Origin of the sequence: Aurantimonas sp. E1-2-R+4, assembly GCF_036549515.1 — a bacterium.
Lineage (GTDB): Bacteria > Pseudomonadota > Alphaproteobacteria > Rhizobiales > Rhizobiaceae > Aurantimonas > Aurantimonas coralicida_A.
Window position 1 is genome coordinate 11,551 of record NZ_JAZHLK010000005.1, and the last position, 21,742, is coordinate 33,292.

A 21,742-nucleotide genomic window follows, 5' to 3' on the forward strand; every position below is an offset into this window, starting at 1 on the left:
GTCAAATGGCCCCCTATGGACGACAGTCAATCACCACCGAACGGCTTCCGCAAGGCTCCTCGCGAAAAGGCTGGCGACGGTCAGATCGGCCGACGTGCCGGGATTGACGCCTCCGCCTTTGAGTTCGGCGTCGAAGCTGAGGGCGAGGGCGAGCGCCGCGTCCGGATTTGGCTCCTGCTTCAAACGCTTGGCGAATTCGTCCATTCGTATCCGTATGGATTCGGCCACGTCTGGCCCGAATTTGCGCAGGATATGGCTGTCGGGAAATCGGGTAGAGAAGGCAATAAAACAATCGAGGGCTGGGCTGCGTCCCGGAGATGTTTCTCCGGTTCGGCCGGAAGCGGCGATCGCGGCAACTCCGATGTCGAAAATCTCGCGAAATCGGTTGGCATATTGCCGGGCGACGAGATCGTCCGCCTCTGCGAGGCGCATGGCGTCTATCAAACCAATCGACGGTGGTGAGCGGACGTCGTGGGTACCCCGGTTGCCAAGGCCGCCGGGAGAGGCGCGCGCGATCGCCGTGAAGACGTCTCGCGCGTCCTGCGGCCCGAGATCAGCAAGGACGGCTTCCAGTGCTCGGCGAAGCGCGCCGAGGCTTGAACCAGACATTGCGGAGACATCGTCAGCGATCTCGGCTGCCGCGGCGAGCGGGGCGGCGAGGAGCACGATGCCAAGATTGGTGTTCATGCCGGTCGCCGCCCAGCTTGCCTCGGTTGCGCCGCGAACGCGGGCGCCGACGCGGGCGCCCGGCTTTGCAATGAAGGGCGCCGCGGCAAGGGCTGCGGCCTCGAAGGTGGTGGCGCTCATGCCATGGCCGGGGGCGAAGCGGTGGACGTTGCCCGGTTTCACTGCGTCGAGCTCGGCCCGGCATGCGGCAAGGAAGGCCGCCTCGATCATGGCCGGTCTGATGCTCATTCTGCTGCCGACAGAGACCGAAAGGCGCTCGCCGCACGCCGCGCTTCAACCTGCGCCAGCAGATCGCGCGCGCGGATCGCGGCGAGGTCGCAGCCGGTGGCTTTTTTCAATCCGGTCCAGGCGGGCATCGAATTGACCTCGATGATCTGAGCGCGCCCAGCCGCGTCGCGCAGGAGATCGACGCCGCAGAAATCGCCGCCGACGGCCTCTGTGGCGGCGACGGCGAGGGCCTCAAGGTCACCGTCGGGCGGCATCGGCATCGGCTCGGCGCCCTGCTTGACGTTGGTGATCCAGCTGGCGGCCTGACGCCGCATCGATGCGGCGGCGCGGCCGGCCGAGACGAGGATGCGCACGTCGCTCCAGCGCCCGGCCGTTTCGACCCCGGCGAAGCGCTGCAGATAGTAGACGCCGCCGGCAATATCCTCGGCCGCCGGCAGATCGTCGGCGGTGTGGATCAGCTTCAATCCATTGCCCTGCGCTCCGAACAGCGGCTTCAGCACCAGCGGGCCGGCCTCTGCCGCCGTGATCCGCAAGGCCTCGGCGCGGGATTCGACAGTGAAGCTGCGCGGGCTCGGCAGTCCAGCGCGGGCGATGAGGAAGCTGGTCATCGACTTGTCGACGCAGTTCTCGATGGCCCGTGCGTCGTTCGACACGAGGACTCCGAGGCGGGTAAGGGCATGCAGCACGCCGAGCCGGCGGGTCACCTGCTCGAAGCTGCCGGCATCCATGGTGCGCACGCAGACCGCATCGGGAAGGTTTTCGCCGAAATGAGGAATGGTCAGTCCGCTGGCCGCGCCGGTGTCGAAACCGATCTCGGCAAGGCCCGCAGTATGAACCTCCGCGCCGAGGTCGCCGAATGCCTGGATCAGCTCGCGGGCGTGCCGGTCGATCCGCGCTGTGACGAGCAGGATCCGCACCGGCCCCAGGGAGGGTGCATCAATCAAAGGACGCATCGACGAGCTTGGGATCGACCGCGCCGCCTCTGAATGTCTCGCCGGTCTCCAATGCCACGACCGCGACTTCGGCCGGCGAAAACAGCATTGGGTCGATCTGGTAGAAGTCGCCCTTGTATTGGCGGAATATCTCCGCAAATGGCGTGCCGTAGTCCTTGGATGTGCTGCTCGGAAGTTGCTCGGCGAGGGCCTTGGCGTCGGTAGCGGGACCGGTGACGTGAAGCAGGATGCGGCCGCCATAGATTACCGCGTCGTTGGTGCGGCCCATCGCTGTCACGAAATCCGGATGTGGGGGGCTGAGCGGGGCGGTGCCCATGCCCTCGACGATGCGCGACAGGTCGAATTTCAGCTCATGCGCCTTGTGCAGGGCGACTTCGACGACGCGGCCGACGATCTGCACCGAGCCTGCGAGGCTCTGGGTCGGCGCGAAAATGATAACGAGATTGTCCGGCGCGACGTCGCAATCCGCGGCGATCTGGCGGACCAGCTTCTCCGGCGGCGGGCTTGACGCTTCGAGCACCAATGTCGCGATGTCGCCGCGGTCGGCATAGGCGATGTGCTTGAACAATTCCTCCTTGCCGGCGAGCGCCCGCGCCGGACCCGAGCCCATCGAGAAATAGGAATCCTCGCCGGCGCCGCTGGTCAGCTGCCAGCCGGCATATTGGCTTCCGAGGCAGGCCACAACCGGTTGCGAGGAGCGGACCGTCAAGGTGAACGGCCAGCGCACAAGATGGGGTGAGGCCTCGAAGCTGACGGTGCCGAGGCCGCCGAGACAGATCTCGGTGATCAGTCGGCCGGCCTCCAGGCTGCCGGGAACCGACGCGCCGGCGTCGATCAGGGTCTCGCCGGCCGCGCCGATCGCGATGGCGAGCCTGAGTTCGGCGGCCCGCGTCTTCATCGCCGCAACCATTGGGACCACCCCCTGGTTCACCGATAGCCTCTGCGCGCCGCTCATGCCGCTCTCCTCCCCACTCGTTCTTGCATGTCGGCGACGCGACTGTCGAACAGCGCCTGGGCCGCCGTCGGGGTCGCCGCCTCGGCGACGATCGTGCAAAGCGGCTGGCCGGCATGGAACACGACCGGCAGGGCGGACCGGTCGCGCGTCCAGTCCGGCCAGACGAAGTGTTCCGGCAGCGTGACCTCATCGTCCGCCCAGGCAAGGCCGGTGGCGCGCACCTGACGCGGGCCGGCGAAGCGCTCCGGCAACCGCCCCTGACAGGCGCCGAGATGCAGGCCGAACAGCGGTTCGCTGTCGGTGTCGAAGACGTCGATGGTGGCGCCGCTGCGCGGATTGATCTCGAGCAGCACAGGCCCGTCGGGCGCGAGCACGAAGTCGACGCTGCAGAGGCCAGTCACAGGCACGCGCGCCACCAGGCGTTCGATTTGCGCCAGCATTTCGCGACCGGCCGGTTCTGGAGGCTGCAGGGGGCCGACCGCGCCGCCATAGCGGTAGGGCTCGGCGATCGACGGCGCCGCCCATTGCCGGGTGAAGCCGAGCAGAGCGAGTTTGCTGCCGGCTGCAACGATGCCCGCCGACCACCGCTCGCCGGCGACGAAGCGCTGGAAATAGCGGTTTGCCGCCGGCGGCTGGCTCGCCGCCGGTTTCACATGGCTGCCGCCGGCACCGCCGATCTGCTTCGACAGCCAGCCCGACGGGTTCTCCGGCGCTTCCCGCCGTATCTCGGGATGGGGAATGGCGGCCTCGGCGCAGAGCGCGGCAAAGTGCTCGGGGTCCTTCAGCGTCCGCACGGTGGCGGCGTCATTGCCGAGCAGCGGCCAGCGCGCCGCGATCGCCTCGATCAGCTCCGGCCGATCCTCGAAGCCGGCGCCGTAGACGAAGCCGACCGGCGACTGGCCTTGCGCCAACCGGTCCAGCGCGTCCAGAAGATCGCCGCCGTCGAAGCCGTCCGGATAATGGCCGCGCAAAACCTCGCCATGAAGGGCGCTTTCCTTCAGATCGAGATCGCCGAAAAAGTCGACAGCCAGCGCGTCGTAGCCGGAGCGCCGCGCGCTTTCGGCAATCTGCCGGGCCGAGAAGGCGGCGACGAGGACAGTCGGGCGGGGCATGGCGATTACTTCACCAGCGTTCGGGCAAGCGCGAAGGCGTCGCGGAAATCGAGGATTTGCGGCTCGTCGGCCTCGATCATGCGTTTGAACAGGCCGGATTCGGTCTGATATTTGATGTTGCCGATCGCTAGCGCCCCGACGCCAAGCGCCTGTGTGCCGCTGATCGGCTTGCCGTTGTCCATCACGTCGATCCCCTCGATGCCGGAGGGCGGAACGGCGTTGACATCGGCAGCGACGAGGAGCCCTGACGCCTGCTTCAACTGGGCAGCGTCGAGCACGCGAACCCCGGCCTTGGCGGCGGAAAGGACCACCTCGACGTCTTTCACGATGGCGTTCTGCTTCGCCGTGTCGGAGCCGTCTGCGGCGTTCACCGCGACGCCGAAACGATCCTTCATTTCCTGGGCGCGATCCTCGACGCGTTTGAGGCCGCTATAGCCGACGATCGTCACCTTGGCGCCTTCGAGGGCGGCGATGACGGCGGCCGAGTAGCCGACGACGCCGGTGGCGCCGAAGACGGCGATCGAAGTGTCCTTCAACGACCGATCCTTCTTGTCCTTCAGCAGCTTCTCGACGCAGGCGACCATCGCCGCCGCCGTGGTGAAGGAGCCGGCGGGATCCGCGAAGAGGTTGGCGCCAAAGGGCGGCACCAGCGCCTTCTTGGCCGCGTCGATCATGTCGAGGGCGAGGATCGCGTCGTTGCCGCCGAAGAAAAGGCCCGACGCCGCTCCCCATTTCGGCGGGCGCGAAAAGATGACGTCCTGGACGAGATCGGCGATCTCGGCGAGTTCGACGTTTTCGTAAGGCACGACCGCGTCATAGCCGGCGTCGAGCGCCATGTTCACGTCGAACGGGCTGACATGCTTGTGCGGGGTGAGCATGTGAAGAATGTTCTTCTCGGTCATTCCCGTTCCTCCAGAAATTCGTTGTCGTTCGCCCGGTCGAATGGCCGGGCGGATCTCGCCGCTTCGCCGCGGCCTAGCCGGTGCCCGCCAGTTGGTGGCGCGAAGCGCGTTCGACGCTGGCGCCGTGATTGCGTCCCGCGACGATGCGGGTGTCGAGGTCATGCGCGGCGCCTTCGGCCCGCGCCGCTGCAACGAGCCGCTCGGCCTCTTGCGACGATGCCGAAAATGCGAAGCCGGTCGGCCCCCAGGAACTCTGGCCGATCCCGTGAGCCCCGGCGGCGGCCAAAAAGGTGCAGGCGCGGGCGACGCGCGGGCTGGTGAAGACGCCGCCCTGGGCTGGCGCGAAGTGGCCGCCGACCATTTCCTGAATGGTCGCGACGGAGGCGCCGAAGGCAGCGATGTCCTGTTCGGCGAGGCCCGGAAGCGTCTCCATCAGCACCAGCCGGCAGATTTCCGCCGTTTCGCTTTCCGGGAACGGCGGCAGGGCGTCGAAGGCAGCGATTTCATCGGCGCCGTGAAATCCTTGACTGTTCGGGTCGAGAACGAGGATGACCCGCCAGTCCGTCGGGAAGGCAAAGCGCGAGACGATCGGTGGTGGCCGGTCTTGCCTGCCCTTGCCGCCGTCGACGGCAAGCCCGCCCTGGTTGAAGAACGCCGCCCCCAGGCCAGAGCGATTGCCGCGTCCCAACCGGGTGGCATCGCCGGTAAAATCGGTCGGAAAGCCCTCGAGTGCCCTGACGCCGGCGGCGACGGCGAGCGCCAGCTGCGTCCCGGAACCGAGTCCGGCATGGGCGGGAATGGTTTCGTCGATCGTTATCTCGTGAGTCTGGTCGAGGCTGAGATGACGGCGCATGGCGCCGAGATGCTCCGCCGCTCGTTCGGCGTCAGCGCCTTCGACACGATCGTGCCCGGCGCGGCGGATCGACAGGCGCGTCGATGGGGCGTCGAGGGCGAGGCCGATGCCGCCGAACCGACGGCCCGACTGGCCACCCGGGTCGAGGAAACCCAGGTGCAGGCGTGCGGGCGCTGAGACGCTGACGACGTCTTCTGTCACGATGTCCCCTGCTTTCGAGGTGCCCGCACCCTATTATTGCGACTGGAGCCCATCGGGCAAGTCGGAGCGAGGGAGAAAACCATGGCAGCCAAGACCTATTCGGACGCGGAAGTCGAGGAACGGTTGAAGGCGGAGCTGCCCAGCTGGCGGTTGGAGGGGGGCTGGATTCGCCGCACCTACAAGACCGCTGGCTGGAAGGGAACGCTGATGGTGATCAATACGGTCGGCCATTTGGCCGAGGCCGCCTTTCATCATCCGGACCTTACCGCATCCTATGCCTGGGTGGAGATCCGGCTGATGAACCACGCCGCCAAGGGCATTACCGATTCGGACTTCGCCCTCGCCAAAAAGATCGAGGAGGTGGTGATGTGGCAGCCGGGCAAGGAGGACGGCCCGCTGCAAGGCACGCCCGACGATCCGCGCTTCGCCTACATCAAATACGACAAGAAATAAGCCGGAGCGGGCGATCGGCTTTGACCTTCTCCCGCAAGCCTGTAGATTTGGGCGACGGGCACAGAAAGCGAAGCGTCTTGCGCAAGGCATGGATCGATGGACGGCCGGTGTCCATGGAGGAGGCGGTCCGGGCGACGGCTGATCGCATCGGCCGGAGCCGGTTTCCCGTCGTTACCGGACTGGCTACCGATCTCGCCGGTATCAATGCGGCGATCACGCTTTGCCGGGTCGCCGGCGGCGCGATCGATCACGCGACGTCGAAAGAGATTTATCCGCTGATTTCAGCGCTTCGTGACGGCGGCATGATGCTTGGCGCGCCCGCGGAAATCCGGCGTCGCGCCGACCGCGTGCTGATCGTCGGACCGGACGCTTTCGCCCCGGCGCCGGACCTGCCGCAATTCCTGTTCTCGAACGGGCCGGATCTCGGCGGTCGCACAAAGGGCGGAGGGCGGCAGGCGCTGTGGCTGGGTGCGCCGTCCGATGCCCCGCCCTTGCCGAAAGCGATCACGGTTGAACGGGTCGGTTGTCCCGGGGAGGGGATCGTCGACGCCCTCGCGATGATCAGGGCCGCGCTTGCCGGGCATCGGTTCGGCGACGGGCCGTTGCCCGAGAAGCGGATAGGCGAGATCGCGGCATGGCTGAAGGGCGCTGCCTTCGGCTGCGCCATCTTCTCACCCGCGGCGATGGATGGTCTCGGAGTCGAGATGCTCGCCGGCCTTGTCTTCGACCTCAATGCCGAGACCCGCTTCACCAGCCTGCCGGTTTTCGGTCCGGAGCAGGCCTATGCGGCGGCGCTCGCCACGACTTGGTCGACCGGCTTTCCCCTGCGCACGAGCTTCGCGCGCGGGTTTCCCGATCACGATCCGCAGATGTTCGAGGCCGGACGGCTGGTTGCCTCGGGCGAGGCGGATCTCGCCATCCATGTCGCGGCTCTGGCCGGCGCGAACGCCGCCGAGCCGGAATGGGCGGGACGGGTGCCGGTAATCGCGGTCACCGCGCCCGGCGATGCCTGGACCCATACGCCCGAGATCGGTTTCGAGGTCGCCCTGGCCGGCCGCGATCATGATGGCGCTCTTTTCGACGGGACGTTCGGCGGCTTCGTACCGGTTCCTGCAAGCGCGGAAAGCGATGCCCCTCCCTCGGCCGAGATCCTGTCGGCGATCGCGGCGGCGCTCGGCGAGGCGGCGCCATGCTGATGCGGCTCAAGGACGGACATATCGTCGATCCGGCGAACGGCCGTGATGTGGTCGCCGATCTCTTCATCGAGGACGGCCATATCGTCGATCCGCCCGCCGACGGCAGGGTGCCCGGCGAAACTATCGACTGCAAGGGCCTGATCGTCATGGCCGGAGCGATCGACATCCACTCCCACATCGCCGGCGGGCATGTGAACACGGCGCGGCTGCTGCTGCCGGAATTTCACCGTGCGTTCCAGTCGCGGCCGGGTGCGACGGCGCTGTCAAAGGTCGGCTGGACGACCGAGGAAACCGGCCTGCGCTACGCCGAAATGGGTTTCACCACGGTGGTCGAGCCGGCGATGGCGCCGTCGTCGGCTCTGCATGCCCATCTCGAACTCGCCGACATCCCGATCATCGACAAAGCCACCCTCGTCGTCCTCGGCAACGACGATTTCCTGATGGGGATGATCCGCGACGGCGAGAGCGAGAGCGCCATCGCGGACTATGTCGCCTGGACCGTCTCGGCGTCCCGCGCGCTTGGCGTCAAATGCATCAATGCCGGCGGATCGGCCGCTTTCAAGGAGAATGTCCGCCAGTTTGGCTTCGACGATGAGGTGCCCGACTACGGCGTCTCCTCGCGCAAGATCGTCAAGACGCTGCAGACGGCGGTGACCGGCCTCGGCATTGCGCACCCGCTGCACGTCCACTGCAACAATCTCGGCGTTCCCGGGGATTCGGCCGCAGCGGCCGAGGCGACCATCGCTGCGGCCGAGGGTCTGCCGCTGCATCTGGCGCATCTGCAATTCTACGGCTATGGCGCCGAGGGAACTCGCCGGTTCTCCTCGGAAGGTCAGCGGCTCGCCGAACTGGTCAACGCGACGAAGGAAATTACCGTCGATATCGGCCAGGTGATGTTCGGACAGACGGTAACGGTCTCCGCCGACGAGTTGCGACAGTTCGCCGGTCGCGGCCAGGCGAAGCCGCGCAAATCGGTGATCTTCGATCATGAGGCGAATGGCGGCGGCGTCGTGCCGATGGACTACAAGCAGTCGAGCTATTTCAACGCGCTGCAATGGGCGATCGGGCTGGAGCTGTTTCTCCTGATCAAGGATCCGAGCCGGGTGTTCTTCACCACCGACCATCCGAACGGCGCCCCGTTCACCGCCTATCCGGACATCTTCGCGCTGCTGATGGACCGGGGCGTGCGCCAGCGCTGGCTGGAAGCCCTGCCGAAATCCGTGCTGGAAATGACGATCCTGCCGGAGATCACCCGCGAATATACGCTGAAGGAAATCGCGACCATGACCCGCGCGGCGCCGGCGCGGCTGCTCGGCACCGCCGATCGCGGCCATCTCGGCAAAGGCGCTATCGCCGATATCGCCGTCTACCGACCCGGCGACGACAAGGCGGCGATGTTCGGCCGGGCCGCCTATGTCTTCAAGGATGGGACCCTCGTCGTGCAGGACGGACGGGTGGTCAATCGTGTCTCCGGGCGGACCCTGTCGCTGCGTCCGGAGGCCGACAAGGCGATGGCGAAGCGTCTGGAGACCTATTTCGACGAGCGCTATGGCATGCCGGCGCGGTGGTTCGAAGTGCCGGACTACGCGATTGGGCGCGACGATCCGTTCAAGGTGGTGCCATGCCGGAGATGAACATCAACGGCGTCGCGATCGACGACAGTTTCGCAGAAGCCTTTCCGATGCGCGCCACAGCGATCCAAGTGACCGCCGACAGCGAAAAATGGGCGCTGGAAGCCGCCCGCTCGTTCACCGGCTTTGCCACCTCGGTCATCGCCTGCGGCTGCGAGGCGGGGATCGACCGGCTGCTGACGCCACAGGAGACCCGCGACGGGCGGCCGGGCGTGCGTATCCTGATCTTCGCGATGGATACGAAAGGCCTGGCCAAGCAACTCGGCACCCGGCTCGGCCAATGCATTCTCACCAGCCCGACGTCGGCTTGCTACGCCGATCTGAAAGGCGAGACGCAGATCGATCTCGGCTCGGCGATCCGCTATTTCGCCGACGGCTGGCAAATATCCAAGAAATTCGGCGACAAGCATTTCTGGCGCATGCCGGTGATGGAGGGCGAATTCGTCTGCGAGGCGAAGACCGGCGTTACCAGGGAGGGCGTCGGCGGCGGCAATCTCCTGTTCATGGCGCGCGGCAGTCGGCAGGCGCTCGCCGCCGCGGAAGCGGCCGTCGCGGCGATGCGGGCTGTGCCCGACGTGATCATGCCATTTCCGGGCGGCGTCGTGCGCTCCGGCTCCAAGGTCGGCGGTAAATACAAGGGCATGATGGCCTCGACCAACGAGGCCTATTGCCCGACGCTGAAGGGCGTGACCCAATCCGCGCTCGGGCCGGAGATCGGCTCGGTTCTGGAAATCGTCATCGACGGCCTGTCGGCCGAGGCGGTGGCCGACGCCATGCGGGCCGGGCTGCAAGCCGCCATCGACCTCGGGACGGAGGAGGGGGCGCTCAGGATCGGCGCCGGCAATTACGGCGGCAATCTCGGCCCGCATCACTTCCACCTCAAGGATCTCGTGCCATGAGCGGCCTGACCTTCCGCAAGACGGCGGAACCGGACCAGCGTCTCGATCTGTCGATCCTGACGCCGGCCCATCTGGCGAATCTTAGCCTGTCCGAAATCACCGCGCTGCCGATCGGCACGACCAAGCAGCTGGTGACCGTCGGCGATATCTTTGCGTTGTCCGGCAATGACGCGGCGACGATCCGCTTCGAGGGCGGGTCCGAGCGCTTCGACCGGATCGGCGAGGCGATGGACGATGGCGCGATCCATGTCGAGGGTGGCGCCGGCTGGCGCGTCGGCCGGCTGATGGCCGGAGGGCGGCTGACCGTCACAGGTTTAGTCGGCGGCCTCGCCGGGTCTGGCATGAGCGGCGGCTTTCTGTCGGTCGGTGGCGACGCGGGCGATTTTCTTGGCGGTCCGATGGCGGGCGAGATGGCCGGCATGCGCGGCGGCGCGATCCGGGTCGGCGGCAGCGCCGGGGCGCGGGCGGCCGACCGGATGCGCCGCGGCACCATCGTCGTCGATGGCGCGGTGGGCGACAATGCCGGCAGCCGGATGATCGCCGGAACCCTCGTCGTCGGCGGTCTGGCGCGCGGCGCGCCGGGGCGCTTGATGAAGCGCGGCACGCTGATCCTCTGCGGCGGCGCCGAACGGCTGGCCCCGACCTTTCTCGACAACGGCCCGGCGGATCTGTTGATCCTCAAGCTGATGGCCCAGGAATTCGCGACCGGCGACATCGGGCCAGCGCCGTTCGACGGCGCTCCGATGCGGCGTATCGGCGGCGACACCGCCGTTCTCGGCAAGGGCGAAATCTTCCTGCCGCTCGGTTAGGATAACCGCCACCCTCCCGTTCACGATCGCGGCATAGCGCCTGTTTCGGCAGTGGAATTCTGGGAGATCACCAGTTCCCGCGCTAATCTTTGCATCCGAGCGCCGACGGGCGCCGTAACTCGTCATATGGCAATGGCGGCTGGGTACCGACGCATCGATTTCGGGAGAAACGACGAACATGATGATCGACCTGATCCTGACAGTCTGCATGGTATCCAACCCCGCGAGCTGCAAGGAAGAGCGGCTCGCCTACCAAAGCCGGGGCTCGCTCGCCCAATGCATGATGCTGTCGACGCCGTACGTCGCGGCCTGGGCCGGCGATCACCCGCAATGGACGATCACGAGCTGGCGCTGCGGCTGGCCGGATGAGCGCAAACAGCCGATCTGAGCGGCTCTGGCGAACGGCCCGCCGCTTGTATGGTCGCTCTGACGGACCGGCGAAGGATGGACGGATGCAACTGACCCCGCGCGAAAAGGACAAGCTGCTCATCTCCATGGCCGCCATCGTGGCGCGGAAGCGGCTGGAGCGGGGCGTCAAGCTGAACCATCCGGAGGCGATCGCGCTGATCAGCGACTTCGTCGTCGAGGGTGCGCGCGACGGTCGCTCGGTAGTCGATCTGATGGAGGCGGGTGCGCATGTGATCACCCGCGATCAGGTGATGGAAGGCATTGCCGAGATCCATGACGTGCAGGTCGAGGCGACGTTCCCGGACGGCACCAAGCTGGTGACGGTCCACGAGCCAATCCGCTGAGGATCGGCGCGGAGGGCGGCCGAACGCCCAGCCCATAGAGATCGATCAGCTACCCTGCTGTACTTCCTCGTCGTTCCCGCCGGCCTGACCTTGGTCCGAGGCGCTGGTCTTCGGCATCGTCATGCTCGAAGGGTCGCTCGCGACCGCATTCTCGGCTTCATCGAGCGATGAGACCGCGATCGGCGCATCAGCGGCGACGAGGCCGTTCCGCGGCGATCCGCCGATGAAGCGATAGCCCTGCTCGACCGTTGAATAGTACGCGGTCCCGACGATTCCGTTCATGGTCACGGTGCGAATCATCACCGGGTCGCCGGACCCCGCCGATCCGGTCCAAGCAAGAAGTACCGCCGCGATCACGAATGATCTCAGCATGAAGTCGACTCCCTTCTGTTGCCGGCCGTCTGGCTTCGATCGTTGTGCGTCGAAACTCCGGAGCGGCCTGGCCCAATCCTCGAGAGCCAATGTGCGGCATCGAAAATCGGGCTTGCCGAGACGATAACGAAAGGTGGTTGCCAGAGTTTCTCGCTTGTCGCGCCAGCTTTGGTTTATCGTTTCCAAAACCCTTCCGACAACCGGCGATCGGTGGACCTTTGACGCGCGGCGGGAAAAGCGGCGAGAAACCCTTTGACACCTGCTTTCCGGCCTTCCATGCTCCGCACAGTAACCCGGCCGAATGCCGGGCGGGACGCGACCCAATTCGGGGCGACCGTCGACCAAACGAGGGACAACCATGCTCAAGCGCCTTTCTCTTATCGCCGCCTCGCTTTTCGCCGCGACGGCCCCCGCCTTTGCCCACATCAATCCGGCCGAGCACGGCTCGCTGCTCACCGGCTTCGTCCATCCGCTGCTGGGCTGGGACCATGTGCTGGTCATGGTCGCCGTCGGAATCTGGGCGGCGATGATCGGTGGCCGCGCGTTGTGGGCGGTGCCACTCGCCTTCGTCACGGTGATGAGTGCCGGCTTCGCCCTGGCGGTCGCCGGAATCGCGCTGCCCTTCGTCGAGCCGGTGGTGCTTGCCTCGGTCGTCGCGCTCGGCCTGCTGATCGCCATGGCGGTGAAGCTGCCGGTTTCGCTTGCAGCGACGATCGTCGGCGCCTTCGCGCTGTTTCATGGGGCGGCGCATGGCGCCGAACTCGGCGCGTCCGGGGCCGCGGTCTTTGGCCTCGGCTTTGCCGGCGCGACGGCACTGCTGCATGGCGGCGGATTGTTGCTCGGCAATGCTCTGGTCCGGACGGCGAACCCTATCCTCCTGCGGGCGATCGGTGCGCTGTCCGCCGGCGCCGGCCTCTATCTGATGGCCGGCTGATCGTCCGGAGCCTTCGAGCCGCGCCGGGCGGCGGGGAGATGTCATGCCGGAATTCCTGCGGGCACCGCAACCGGTTGGGGAATATGATCTGATGGCGATCGGCCCTGTTCTCCTGGCCGTGCTCGTCATAATCGGTATCCGCAAGCTTTGGAGTCATTGGTCATGATCCCTGGCGAAATCTCACGGCCGCGAGCGACATCGTCCTCAACGAACGGGCGGTTCCCGTCACGATCGAGGTCGCCAATACGGGCGACCGGCCGATCCAGATCGGCAGCCACTACCACTTCGCCGAGACCAACCCGGCGCTCGCCTTCGACCGCGAGGTGACGCGCGGCATGCGCCTCGACATCGCCGCCGGCACGGCCGTGCGCTTCGAGCCGGGGGCAGACGCGCGAGGTGACGCTGGTGCCGCTCGGCGGGGTGCGCAAGGTCCATGGCTTCAACGGCAAGGTGATGGGCGCGTTCTAACGCGTCGGTTTCGGCGATCTCCGGATGATCGCGCGGTGTGAGCCCGGCGAGCGTCCGCGCGTCACCGCGCTGCGGCCAATAGCGCCCGGACCGCCGCGAGCAAAAGCACCGGCATTGACGCTGTTGAGGTCGGAGCGGCCCTCCATGGCTCGCAGCTCGTTCGGCATGTCCGCACCGCCTCCGAAGCGGGGAACGACTGGCCGCAGATAGCTGTCATCGAAGTCGCGGCCATAGGCGCGCTCCTCGACCGTGTCGCCGAACACTCGGGCGCCGGGAATGCGCGGACCAGCTGGCGGTTGCGGCGCGCCGACGATCGGCAAGCCGGACATCGACATGCCCGGCACGTCTCCCATCGGGCCCGGATCGAAGGCCTGGGCGAAGGCCGCCGCCGGCAGGAGAAGTGTTGCGAGCAGTGCGAAACGAAACACGGAAAACTCCTTTCCGGCGAACGGGCGATGGGGGGCCGGCGACAGGCGCGAGCGCTGATGACGGGCGGACCATCCAGGAACGCGCCAGCAGTCTGCGCGATCCCGACAGATCGGGCAAGCCAGGCTTTCGCGACCGAATTATGGTCTGGAATGGTGCGAGGCAGCGATGGACGATGCGGAGCGCTGACCCTCGACCACACCGGCATCTACCAGGCCCCATGTCGGCCTGAGATGGAGGTCGATCCCAGACCTACGAAGTGCGGGCCGATGGCGCGCTTTTGACCTGCGAGCCGGCGAGCGAGCTGCCAATGGCGTAGCGGTATTTTCTGTTTTAGATCGGGTCCATGGCCGAATCTGCCCCGACGCTCAGGTGCAGTGCAGAGCATCGGCGCTGTCATGCACGGCGACGCGGTAGCCAGCGGCAAGGGCGTCGACGCTGGGTTTCGGCGTAACCACGGTCAGCGGGCCGCCGGGCAGTTCGCCGACGCGGTCGTAGCCGCTGGCGCTCCAGCGCAGCAGGCGGCGCTTCCAGACCAGCCAGGCGTCGCCGTCGACCAGCACGAAGGCGCCGTCAGGGATATCTGCGGCCGCCCTCGTATGATGCACTTGATCGCGCAGTCGCGGTTTGACCCGATGGGCATGGAGCGCGTCGTCCATGGCTTTGGCCGAAGGCGGTGCGGCGAGATGATGCGTCTTTCTCCACGCCTCGCGGTAGGCGTTGAAGTCGGCGCGCCGGCATTCGGCGCAAGGGCGGTGGCCGGCCGCCAGTGCCGTCGCTTCGTCGAGAAAGAACAGCTCGGTATAGCGGCCCGACGTCATCGGCGTGCGCCGCCTGCCGCGAAAGGCGAGAACGCAGGCAATCCAGGCCTTGTGCTTCCAGCGGCTCCGGCCGAGTTTTCGGTCGCGATCGTGCAGAATGCCGCGATTGCCCATCAGCGCGCCCCGCGCCGGATCGGCGATGATCTCTCCCAGCGGGGTTACCCGGTTTTGCAGCGGCATGACGGCTCCTCATGCCTGGTGCGCGGCTTGCTTGTCGCCGCCGTATCGTCGCCGCGAAGGGGACAGGGCGCGCTAGCGTGCGGAAGTAGGAAGATTGAATGATCGTTGGCACTTCGGTCAAGCGCGCGGGCGAATGGACGGACGCCGCCGACACGATCACGCTCGACGAGACGGCGCGGCATCGCCGACGCATGGCGATGGTCTCGGACGACGACGGCATCGCATTTCTGCTCGATCTGCCCGAGGCAGTGCTGCTGAGGGACGGCGACGCGATCGGCCTCGACGACGGCCGGTTGATCGCGGTGCGGGCCAAGCCCGAAGAGCTCTACGAGGTTCGTGGCAAGGACGCCCGGCATCTCCTCGTTCTGGCCTGGCAGATCGGCAATCGTCATCTGCCGGCGCAGCTTCTCGGCGAGTGTATCCTGATCCGCCGCGACCCGGTCATTTACGAGATGCTGTCCGGCCTTGGCGCGACGATCACCGAAGTGGCGGCTGGGTTCGATCCGGAGGGCGGAGCCTATGAGGCGCACGGCCATGACCACGAGCCTTCGCCCGAGACCGCAATCCGGTGAGGGACGCTGAAACCTCGACGACGCCAGAGGCGGGCGGTGTGGCCGGCGAAGCCGCCGCGCATCTGCCGCAACTGCTGACGCTGTTTTCGCCGCCTTTCCGATCGGCGCTGGACGACCTCGGTTCGGTGGCGCTAGGGTCCGACATCGCCGCGATGCGGCACGAGGCGCTGCGAACGAGGCTCTTCCGGTCATGATCCACATAAACGGCCTGCCGATGGTCGAGTCCGCGGCGTGACACGGCTGTGGCTGAAGCAGCCGCTCGCCATTCTTGCCGACGGCGCGGATGGCGGCATGGTGATCGAGGATGGGCGGATCGTCGAACTGGTGCCCGCAGGCGGCGCGCCTTCGGGGCCGGTCGACGCGGTCTTCGATGCGTCGCGGCACGTGGTCCTGCCGGGTCTCGTCAACACCCATCATCATTTCTACCAGACGCTGACTAGGGCGCATCCGGCGGCGATCGACAAGGCGCTGTTTCCCTGGCTAACCAGCCTCTATCCGATCTGGGCGCGGCTCGATCCGGACAGTTTCCGCCTGTCGGTCAGGCTGGCGCTGACCGAACTTCTCATGTCGGGCTGCACCACCGCAGCGGACCACCATTACCTGTTTCCAAAGGGTCTGGAGAACGCCATCGACATCGAGGCCGAGGAGGCGGCGAGCCTCGGCATTCGCGTCACATTGAGCCGTGGTTCGATGGACCTGTCGGAGAAGGACGGCGGCCTGCCGCCCGATAGCGTCGTCCAGGACAAGGACGACATCCTCGCGGACAGCGAACGGCTGATCGGGCGCTATCACGACCGGTCCGACGGGGCGATGATTCAGATCGCGCTGGCGCCCTGTTCGCCCTTCTCGGCGACCAAAAGCCTGATGATCGAGAGCGCCGCGCTGGCCGACAAGCATGATTGCCGGCTGCACACCCATCTTGGCGAAACCGAGGATGAGAACGCCTTTTGCGAAGCGACATTCGGTTGCCGGCCGCTCGACTATCTGGAAGACGTCGGCTGGCTCGGGCCGCGCACCTGGCTCGCCCACGGCATTCATTTTACCACCGAGGAATGCCGGCGCCTCGGCGCGCACAAGGTCGGCGTCTGCCATTGCCCGACGTCGAATGCGGTGCTGGCCTCGGGCTTTTGTCCGGTCAACGAATTGCGGGATGCCGGGGCGCCGGTCGGGCTGGGTGTCGACGGTTCGGCCTCGAACGACGCCTCGAACCTGATCGAGGCGGCTCGCCACGCGCTGATGGTCGGGCGCCTGAACTACCGCTCGGCCGCAGCGATCACCGCGCGAGACGTGCTGGCCATGGCAACCGAAGGTTCGGCGGCCTGTCTCGGCCGCACCGACATCGGCCGTATCGACATCGGGCGGCAGGCCGATCTTGCGCTGTTCACCCTCGACGAATTGCGCTTTTCCGGCGCGCATGATCCGATTGCGGCGCTGGTCCTGTGCGGCGCGACGCGCGCCGACCGGGTGATGGTGAAGGGCGAATGGCGCGTCCTCGACGGCCATCCGGTCGGGGTCGACCTGGCCCGTCTCAGGGCCGAACATAGCGCAGCGGCCCGGCGTTTCGGCTGAATTCGCGCTCCTGGTCTACCGATGCCCGGCGAAACGAGGTGCGTGGGGCAAGGAACGCGTCACGCTTTTCATCTTGCACGGGCTTGGAAGCAGCCGGATGCTTTCCGCTTTACGCCGCCGCTCCCGACGTTGCAGAATGCTTGACCGAATGGTCAAAAACGACGGAAAGAGCCTGAATGTCCGAACTGACCGCCGCCCGGCTGACGACCCATGTGCTCGACACCAGTCTCGGCCGGCCGGCCTCTGGTATCGCGGTGACGCTGTGGCGGCTCGGGGCGGACGGTGGCAGGGAAAAGGTCGTGGAAACCGTCACCAATTCGGACGGGCGCTGTGACGCGCCGCTGATGGCCGGCGAGACTTTCGTGGTCGGCGAATACGAACTCGTTTTCGCGGCCGGCGCTTATTTCGACGCGACGGGCCGGGATCTGCCGGAGCCGAAATTCCTCAGCGACGTCGTCATCCGCTTCGGCATCGCCGACGAGACGCATTATCATGTGCCGCTGCTCATTTCGCCCTTCGGCTATTCCACCTACAGGGGCAGCTGATGACCGGTCATGACGCCCCTCGGCCGATCCGCTTCGTCCTCAATGGCGAGGAGCGTGCCGTCGCGGGGCTGAAGCCGACGACGACGATTCTCGAGTATCTGCGCCGGACGGAACGGCTGACCGGCACCAAGGAGGGCTGCGCGGAGGGTGACTGCGGCGCCTGCACGGTGCTGATCGCGGAGCCGGATGGCGGCGGCGGCCTCTCGCGCCGGGCGGTCAATGCCTGCATCCAATTCCTTCCTTCGCTGAATGGCCGGGCGATCGAGACGGTGGAATACATCGGCCGCGATGGAGCCCACCCGATCCAGACGGCGATGGTGGAAAAACACGGCAGCCAGTGCGGCTTCTGCACGCCGGGTTTCGTCATGCAGCTTTACGCCGGCTGGCTCACAGGCGCGATCTCGGACCGCCAATCGGTCAAGGATCTGATCGCCGGTAATCTCTGCCGCTGCACCGGCTACGGGCCGATCGTCGAGGCGGGGTTGGAGCTCGGCGCGGTGCCGGTGCCCGATACTGCGAAAGAGGACGCGGCGCTCGGCGCTCGGCTGGCGGAATTCGAAGGTGACGGCGTCTTCGCCTATGAGGCCGGCGGCGATCACTGGTTCGCGCCGACCAATGTCGACGACCTCGCCGATACCTATGCCGCGCATCCGGATGCCGTGCTGGTCGCGGGCGCGACCGACGTCGGGCTGTGGGTGACCAAGCAGCACCGCGAGTTGCCGATGATCATCGACGTCAGCCATGTCCGCGATCTCCAGGTGATCGAGGAAGCGGCCGGCCGGGTCTTTATCGGGGCCGGCGTCACTCATCGCCGGGCTTTCGACATACTGACGGGTATGCACGCCGATCTCGGCGAGATGCTGCGCCGCTTCGCGGGCTGCCAGATCCGCAATGCCGGCACGGTCGGCGGCAACATTGCCAACGGCTCGCCGATCGGCGATCTGCCGCCCTGCCTGATCGCGCTGGGCGTGCGGCTGCATCTGCGCCAGGGCGACACGGCCCGCGCCATCGACCTTGAGGATTTCTTCATCGCCTACGGCCGCCAGGACCGGGCGAAGGGCGAGTTCGTCGCCGCCGTCGAGGTGCCGCGGCTGGGGACGAACCAGCGCTTCTTCGCGCACAAGATCTCCAAGCGCTTCGATTCCGACATTTCCGCTGTCATGGCCGCGTTCCGCCTCACCTTCGACGGCGACAGAGTGAGCGAAGCACGGCTTGCCTTTGGTGGCATGGCGGAAACGCCCAAGCGCGCGGCGAAGGCGGAAGCCGCGCTTGTCGGCCGGCGCTTCGACGAAGCGGCGGTGAAAGCGGCGACTGCGGCGATGGCCGAGGACTTCACCCCGCTAACCGACATGCGCGCCTCGGCTGCGTACCGGCTAAAGACGGCGCAAAACCTGTTGCGCCGGTTCTGGCTCGAACAGCAGGGCGGCGTGCGGACCCGCATCGAGGATGTCGCGGCAGACGCGACCACGCTCGGCGAGGTTGCGTGATGGACGAAACGCGCATCCAGGATCGCGGCGGCGCCGGCGAACCTTCGCTCGAAACGCTGGGCGAGAAGCCGCCAGGCGGCGAACGCGCGATCCGGGGCGGCGTCAGGACGGCGCTCGCCCATGACAGCGGCGGCAAGCACGTCTCGGGCGCCGCGCGCTATGTCGACGATGAGCCTGAGCTGCCCGGAACGCTGCAAATCTACATCGCCATGTCGGAGCGGGCCCATGCCCGCATTGTCGGCATGGAACTCGATGACGTTCGGTCGGCGCCGGGCGTTGTCGCCATGCTGACCGCTGCGGACATCCCCGGCCAGAACGACTATTCGCCGGTGTTCGGCGACGATCCGATCTTCCCGGTCGACACGGTCGACTATGTCGGGCAGCCGCTGTTCGCCGTCGCCGCCGAGACGGAAGCGGCCGCACGTGCTGCCGCGAAACTGGCGCGGATCGAATATGAGGACCTGGCGGCGGCGATCTGCATCGATGACGCGATCGCCCTTGCCGACAAGACCGGCGAAGACCTGCTTCCCGTCCATGAGATGAATCTCGGCGATGCCGGTGCCGCGCTCGATGCCGCGCCGGGCCGGGTCAAGGGCCGTGTCGAGGTCGGCGGTCAGGATCATTTTTACCTGGAAGGCCAGATTGCCTATGCGATCCCGCAGGAGGATGGTGACGTGCTGGTGCGCTCGTCGACCCAGCATCCCTCCGAAGTCCAGCACAACGTCGCGAAAATGCTGGGTGTGCCCGATCACGCCGTGACCGTCGAGGTGCGGCGGATGGGTGGCGGCTTCGGCGGCAAGGAAAGCCAGCCGGCGCTGTTCGCTTCGGTCGCGGCCCTCGCCGCGATCAAGACCGGCCGCCCGGCGAAGTGCCGGCTCGACCGCGACGACGACATGGAAATGACCGGCAAGCGCCATGAGGTGCGGATCGACTACGATCTCGGATTCGAGGCGGATGGCCGGATCGCGGCCGTCGATTTCGCCCATTTCGTGCGCTGCGGCTATTCGAAGGATCTGTCGGCGGCGATCGCCGACCGGGCGATGTTTCACGCCGACAACGCCTATGCGCTGCCGGCCGCGCGCATTCGTTCGCGGCGGCTGAAGACCCACACGGTATCGAATACCGCATTTCGCGGCTTCGGCGGGCCGCAGGGCATGGTCGGGATCGAGCGCGCCATCGACCACATCGCCTTTGAGACGGGGTTCGACCCGCTCGACGTCAGGAAGCGCAATTTCTACCCGGCCCCCGAGGACCGGGATAGTCCGGCCCTGACGCCCTATCATATGCCGGTGACCGACTCGGTGATCGGTGAGATCGTCGCGGAACTGGAGGCCTCGTCCGACTACCGCGCCCGGCGCGAGGCGATAAAGGCCTTCAATGCCGACAACCCGATTCTCAAAAAGGGCCTGGCGCTGACGCCGGTGAAGTTCGGCATCTCCTTCACCACAGCCCATCTCAATCAGGCCGGCGCGCTCGTCCATGTCTACAAGGACGGCTCGGTGCATCTCAACCACGGCGGTACGGAGATGGGGCAGGGGCTGTTCATCAAGGTCGCGCAGGTGGTCGCCGAGGAATTCCAGATCGACATCGACAAGGTGAAGATCACCGGCACGACGACCGCCAAGGTGCCGAATACGTCGGCGACGGCGGCCTCCTCCGGTTCGGACCTCAACGGCATGGCCGCACAGGCCGCCGCCCGGACGATCAAGGACCGGCTGATCGACTATGCCGCCGAGCGGTACAAGGTGCCGAAGGACCAGGTCGTCTTCGAGGCCAACCGGGTGCGGATCGGCAATGACGAGAAGCGCTTTTCCGATCTCGTCGGCGAAGCCTATCTCGCGCGCATTTCGCTGTCCTCGACCGGCTTTTACGCGACGCCCGGCATCAGCTACGACCGGGAGAACGCGCGAGGTACGCCGTTTTACTATTTTGCCTATGGCGCGGCCTGTTCGGAGGTCGTCATCGACACGTTAACCGGAGAATACCGGCTGCTGCGCGCCGACATCCTCCACGACGTCGGGCAGTCGCTGAATCCGGCGATCGATCTCGGCCAGATCGAGGGCGGCTTCATCCAGGGGATGGGCTGGCTGACCATGGAAGAGCTGTGGTGGGACGACAAGGGCCGGCTCAAGACCCATGCGCCGTCGACCTACAAGATTCCGACCGCCAACGATCGCCCGGACGATTTCCGCATGGCGATCTGGGAGAAGGGCGAGAACCGCGCGCCGACGATCTATCGCTCCAAGGCGGTCGGGGAGCCGCCGCTGATGCTGGCGATTTCGGTGTTCTCGGCGCTGACCGACGCGGTGTGTGCGGCGGGAGACGGCAAGGCCTTCCCCGATCTCGACGCACCGGCGACGCCCGAGCGCGTGCTTGCCGCCGTCGAACAGGTGCGAGGGGCTGGATGAGAGCAACCTATCTTGCGTTCACGGATATGGTACCGTATTTTAGTATCACTTCGAAATGAAGAGGCGACACAGTCGGACATTGGAACTCATATTCGCCCGCCCGGTGAGAGGTTCCATCCGATGGGTCGATATCGAAGCGATGTTCCTTGAGCTCGGCGCCACACTCCAAGAGCGCGAAGGCTCGCGCATCGGCGTCCTGCTGTTTGGCGAGGTTCGCGTATTCCACCGGCCTCACCCGTCTCCCGATACCGACAAGGGCGCCGTGGTGAGTATCAGGAAATGGTTGGAAGCCCATGAGGTCAGGCCATGACGCAGAACATCATGAAGAT

Annotated in this window: 24 protein-coding genes and 1 pseudogene; 16 read left to right on the forward strand and 9 right to left on the reverse strand. The window is 66.4% G+C overall.

Annotated features, from left to right (window positions below; translation table 11 throughout):
* Positions 1-30: 30 nt before the first annotated feature.
* From VQ045_RS03740 to VQ045_RS03765, 6 genes are all read right to left on the reverse strand, one after another.
* A complete protein-coding gene (locus tag VQ045_RS03740; RefSeq protein WP_327623148.1) occupies positions 31-915 on the reverse strand; it encodes a triphosphoribosyl-dephospho-CoA synthase in 885 nt (294 codons plus the stop codon).
* Complete coding sequence (locus VQ045_RS03745; RefSeq protein WP_331829207.1) at positions 912-1,868, reverse strand: RimK family alpha-L-glutamate ligase; 957 nt, start codon at positions 1,866-1,868, stop codon at positions 912-914. The genes VQ045_RS03740 and VQ045_RS03745 overlap by 4 nt, the downstream gene beginning before the upstream one ends.
* Entirely contained in the window at positions 1,852-2,823 is a 972-nt protein-coding gene (gene mch / locus VQ045_RS03750; protein ID WP_331829208.1) for a methenyltetrahydromethanopterin cyclohydrolase, read from the reverse strand. The genes VQ045_RS03745 and mch overlap by 17 nt, the downstream gene beginning before the upstream one ends.
* The gene (locus tag VQ045_RS03755) at positions 2,820-3,935 is read right to left on the reverse strand and encodes an ATP-grasp domain-containing protein (RefSeq protein ID WP_331829209.1); all 1,116 of its coding nucleotides are present in this window, start codon (positions 3,933-3,935) and stop codon (positions 2,820-2,822) included. The genes mch and VQ045_RS03755 overlap by 4 nt, the downstream gene beginning before the upstream one ends.
* A 5-nt stretch (positions 3,936-3,940) precedes the next feature.
* Positions 3,941-4,837, reverse strand: a complete 897-nt coding sequence (locus VQ045_RS03760) for an NAD(P)-dependent methylenetetrahydromethanopterin dehydrogenase (protein ID WP_331829210.1) — start codon at positions 4,835-4,837, stop codon at positions 3,941-3,943.
* A 73-nt stretch (positions 4,838-4,910) separates the two neighbouring features.
* Complete coding sequence (locus VQ045_RS03765; RefSeq protein WP_327623153.1) at positions 4,911-5,891, reverse strand: beta-ribofuranosylaminobenzene 5'-phosphate synthase family protein; 981 nt, start codon at positions 5,889-5,891, stop codon at positions 4,911-4,913.
* Between the two features lie 81 nt (positions 5,892-5,972).
* Here VQ045_RS03765 and VQ045_RS03770 point away from each other — a divergent pair, with 81 nt between their 5' ends.
* From VQ045_RS03770 to VQ045_RS03800, 7 genes are all read left to right on the forward strand, one after another.
* The gene (locus VQ045_RS03770) at positions 5,973-6,344 is read left to right on the forward strand and encodes a 4a-hydroxytetrahydrobiopterin dehydratase (RefSeq protein ID WP_327623154.1); all 372 of its coding nucleotides are present in this window, start codon (positions 5,973-5,975) and stop codon (positions 6,342-6,344) included.
* Between the two features lie 77 nt (positions 6,345-6,421).
* Positions 6,422-7,540, forward strand: coding sequence for a hypothetical protein (locus tag VQ045_RS03775; protein WP_327645603.1), 1,119 nt, complete (start codon positions 6,422-6,424; stop codon positions 7,538-7,540).
* Positions 7,534-9,174 carry a formylmethanofuran dehydrogenase subunit A gene (locus VQ045_RS03780; protein WP_331829211.1) on the forward strand — a complete coding sequence of 547 codons (1,641 nt, stop codon included), beginning with the start codon at positions 7,534-7,536 and terminating at the stop codon, positions 9,172-9,174. The genes VQ045_RS03775 and VQ045_RS03780 overlap by 7 nt, the downstream gene beginning before the upstream one ends.
* On the forward strand, positions 9,171-10,070 hold the full coding sequence (gene fhcD / locus VQ045_RS03785) for a formylmethanofuran--tetrahydromethanopterin N-formyltransferase (RefSeq protein ID WP_331829284.1): 900 nt from the start codon (positions 9,171-9,173) through the stop codon (positions 10,068-10,070). The genes VQ045_RS03780 and fhcD overlap by 4 nt, the downstream gene beginning before the upstream one ends.
* Complete coding sequence (locus VQ045_RS03790; protein WP_331829212.1) at positions 10,067-10,879, forward strand: formylmethanofuran dehydrogenase subunit C; 813 nt, start codon at positions 10,067-10,069, stop codon at positions 10,877-10,879. Before fhcD ends, VQ045_RS03790 begins: the two co-directional genes overlap by 4 nt.
* A 178-nt stretch (positions 10,880-11,057) precedes the next feature.
* Positions 11,058-11,267, forward strand: a complete 210-nt coding sequence (locus VQ045_RS03795; protein ID WP_327645598.1) for a hypothetical protein — start codon at positions 11,058-11,060, stop codon at positions 11,265-11,267.
* Between the two features lie 64 nt (positions 11,268-11,331).
* Complete coding sequence (locus VQ045_RS03800; RefSeq protein ID WP_331829213.1) at positions 11,332-11,631, forward strand: urease subunit gamma; 300 nt, start codon at positions 11,332-11,334, stop codon at positions 11,629-11,631.
* 45 nt (positions 11,632-11,676) lie between these two features.
* Here VQ045_RS03800 and VQ045_RS03805 read toward each other — a convergent pair whose 3' ends face one another.
* Positions 11,677-12,003, reverse strand: coding sequence for a hypothetical protein (locus VQ045_RS03805; protein ID WP_327623159.1), 327 nt, complete (start codon positions 12,001-12,003; stop codon positions 11,677-11,679).
* A 358-nt stretch (positions 12,004-12,361) separates the two neighbouring features.
* On the opposite strand from VQ045_RS03805, the gene VQ045_RS03810 reads away from it, so the two are divergent.
* Both VQ045_RS03810 and VQ045_RS03815 read left to right on the forward strand, forming a co-directional pair.
* The gene (locus tag VQ045_RS03810; RefSeq protein ID WP_327623160.1) at positions 12,362-12,937 is read left to right on the forward strand and encodes a HupE/UreJ family protein; all 576 of its coding nucleotides are present in this window, start codon (positions 12,362-12,364) and stop codon (positions 12,935-12,937) included.
* Positions 12,938-13,099: 162 nt separating this feature from the next.
* Positions 13,100-13,405, forward strand: a pseudogene (locus tag VQ045_RS03815) (urease subunit beta).
* Here VQ045_RS03815 and VQ045_RS03820 read toward each other — a convergent pair.
* Together VQ045_RS03820 and VQ045_RS03825 are read right to left on the reverse strand one after the other, a co-directional pair.
* Positions 13,402-13,833 (reverse strand): hypothetical protein, encoded by a 432-nt coding sequence (locus tag VQ045_RS03820; protein WP_327623161.1) that lies wholly within the window; start codon positions 13,831-13,833, stop codon positions 13,402-13,404. The pseudogene VQ045_RS03815 and the gene VQ045_RS03820 overlap by 4 nt on opposite strands.
* Before the next feature lie 366 nt (positions 13,834-14,199).
* Positions 14,200-14,832 carry a hypothetical protein gene (locus tag VQ045_RS03825; protein WP_327645588.1) on the reverse strand — a complete coding sequence of 211 codons (633 nt, stop codon included), beginning with the start codon at positions 14,830-14,832 and terminating at the stop codon, positions 14,200-14,202.
* Between the two features lie 98 nt (positions 14,833-14,930).
* Between VQ045_RS03825 and VQ045_RS03830 the strand changes: the two genes are divergently transcribed.
* From VQ045_RS03830 to VQ045_RS03860, 7 genes are all read left to right on the forward strand, one after another.
* Positions 14,931-15,404 carry an urease accessory protein UreE gene (locus VQ045_RS03830; RefSeq protein ID WP_327623163.1) on the forward strand — a complete coding sequence of 158 codons (474 nt, stop codon included), beginning with the start codon at positions 14,931-14,933 and terminating at the stop codon, positions 15,402-15,404.
* Positions 15,401-15,598 (forward strand): hypothetical protein, encoded by a 198-nt coding sequence (locus tag VQ045_RS21945; protein ID WP_442872873.1) that lies wholly within the window; start codon positions 15,401-15,403, stop codon positions 15,596-15,598. The genes VQ045_RS03830 and VQ045_RS21945 overlap by 4 nt, the downstream gene beginning before the upstream one ends.
* Positions 15,599-15,635: 37 nt before the next feature.
* Positions 15,636-16,973 carry an 8-oxoguanine deaminase gene (locus VQ045_RS03840; RefSeq protein ID WP_327623164.1) on the forward strand — a complete coding sequence of 446 codons (1,338 nt, stop codon included), beginning with the start codon at positions 15,636-15,638 and terminating at the stop codon, positions 16,971-16,973.
* Positions 16,974-17,149: 176 nt separating this feature from the next.
* Positions 17,150-17,518 (forward strand): hydroxyisourate hydrolase, encoded by a 369-nt coding sequence (gene uraH / locus VQ045_RS03845; protein ID WP_327623165.1) that lies wholly within the window; start codon positions 17,150-17,152, stop codon positions 17,516-17,518.
* Positions 17,518-19,005 (forward strand): xanthine dehydrogenase small subunit, encoded by a 1,488-nt coding sequence (gene xdhA / locus VQ045_RS03850; protein WP_331829214.1) that lies wholly within the window; start codon positions 17,518-17,520, stop codon positions 19,003-19,005. Before uraH ends, xdhA begins: the two co-directional genes overlap by 1 nt.
* A complete protein-coding gene (gene xdhB / locus VQ045_RS03855; protein ID WP_331829215.1) occupies positions 19,005-21,413 on the forward strand; it encodes a xanthine dehydrogenase molybdopterin binding subunit in 2,409 nt (802 codons plus the stop codon). Before xdhA ends, xdhB begins: the two co-directional genes overlap by 1 nt.
* A gap of 79 nt (positions 21,414-21,492) precedes the next feature.
* Positions 21,493-21,723, forward strand: a complete 231-nt coding sequence (locus tag VQ045_RS03860) for a type II toxin-antitoxin system HicA family toxin (RefSeq protein ID WP_331829216.1) — start codon at positions 21,493-21,495, stop codon at positions 21,721-21,723.
* Positions 21,724-21,742: the final 19 nt, after the last annotated feature.

What these genes read in the sequence shown, in the direction of transcription:
- fhcD (WP_331829284.1), top strand. Translation starts at nt 9,171, where the DNA reads ATGAACATCAACGGCGTCGCGATCGACGACAGTTTCGCAGAAGCCTTT.
- xdhA (WP_331829214.1), top strand. Translation starts at nt 17,518, where the DNA reads ATGACCGGTCATGACGCCCCTCGGCCGATCCGCTTCGTCCTCAATGGC.
- VQ045_RS03745 (WP_331829207.1), bottom strand. Translation starts at nt 1,868, where the DNA reads ATGCGTCCTTTGATTGATGCACCCTCCCTGGGGCCGGTGCGGATCCTG.
- VQ045_RS03790 (WP_331829212.1), top strand. Translation starts at nt 10,067, where the DNA reads ATGAGCGGCCTGACCTTCCGCAAGACGGCGGAACCGGACCAGCGTCTC.
- mch (WP_331829208.1), bottom strand. Translation starts at nt 2,823, where the DNA reads ATGAGCGGCGCGCAGAGGCTATCGGTGAACCAGGGGGTGGTCCCAATG.
- VQ045_RS03740 (WP_327623148.1), bottom strand. Translation starts at nt 915, where the DNA reads ATGAGCATCAGACCGGCCATGATCGAGGCGGCCTTCCTTGCCGCATGC.
- VQ045_RS03825 (WP_327645588.1), bottom strand. Translation starts at nt 14,832, where the DNA reads ATGCCGCTGCAAAACCGGGTAACCCCGCTGGGAGAGATCATCGCCGAT.
- VQ045_RS03770 (WP_327623154.1), top strand. Translation starts at nt 5,973, where the DNA reads ATGGCAGCCAAGACCTATTCGGACGCGGAAGTCGAGGAACGGTTGAAG.
- VQ045_RS03805 (WP_327623159.1), bottom strand. Translation starts at nt 12,003, where the DNA reads ATGCTGAGATCATTCGTGATCGCGGCGGTACTTCTTGCTTGGACCGGA.
- VQ045_RS03810 (WP_327623160.1), top strand. Translation starts at nt 12,362, where the DNA reads ATGCTCAAGCGCCTTTCTCTTATCGCCGCCTCGCTTTTCGCCGCGACG.
- VQ045_RS03760 (WP_331829210.1), bottom strand. Translation starts at nt 4,837, where the DNA reads ATGACCGAGAAGAACATTCTTCACATGCTCACCCCGCACAAGCATGTC.
- VQ045_RS03755 (WP_331829209.1), bottom strand. Translation starts at nt 3,935, where the DNA reads ATGCCCCGCCCGACTGTCCTCGTCGCCGCCTTCTCGGCCCGGCAGATT.
- VQ045_RS03780 (WP_331829211.1), top strand. Translation starts at nt 7,534, where the DNA reads ATGCTGATGCGGCTCAAGGACGGACATATCGTCGATCCGGCGAACGGC.
- xdhB (WP_331829215.1), top strand. Translation starts at nt 19,005, where the DNA reads ATGGACGAAACGCGCATCCAGGATCGCGGCGGCGCCGGCGAACCTTCG.
- VQ045_RS03795 (WP_327645598.1), top strand. Translation starts at nt 11,058, where the DNA reads ATGATGATCGACCTGATCCTGACAGTCTGCATGGTATCCAACCCCGCG.
- VQ045_RS03830 (WP_327623163.1), top strand. Translation starts at nt 14,931, where the DNA reads ATGATCGTTGGCACTTCGGTCAAGCGCGCGGGCGAATGGACGGACGCC.
- uraH (WP_327623165.1), top strand. Translation starts at nt 17,150, where the DNA reads ATGTCCGAACTGACCGCCGCCCGGCTGACGACCCATGTGCTCGACACC.
- VQ045_RS03800 (WP_331829213.1), top strand. Translation starts at nt 11,332, where the DNA reads ATGCAACTGACCCCGCGCGAAAAGGACAAGCTGCTCATCTCCATGGCC.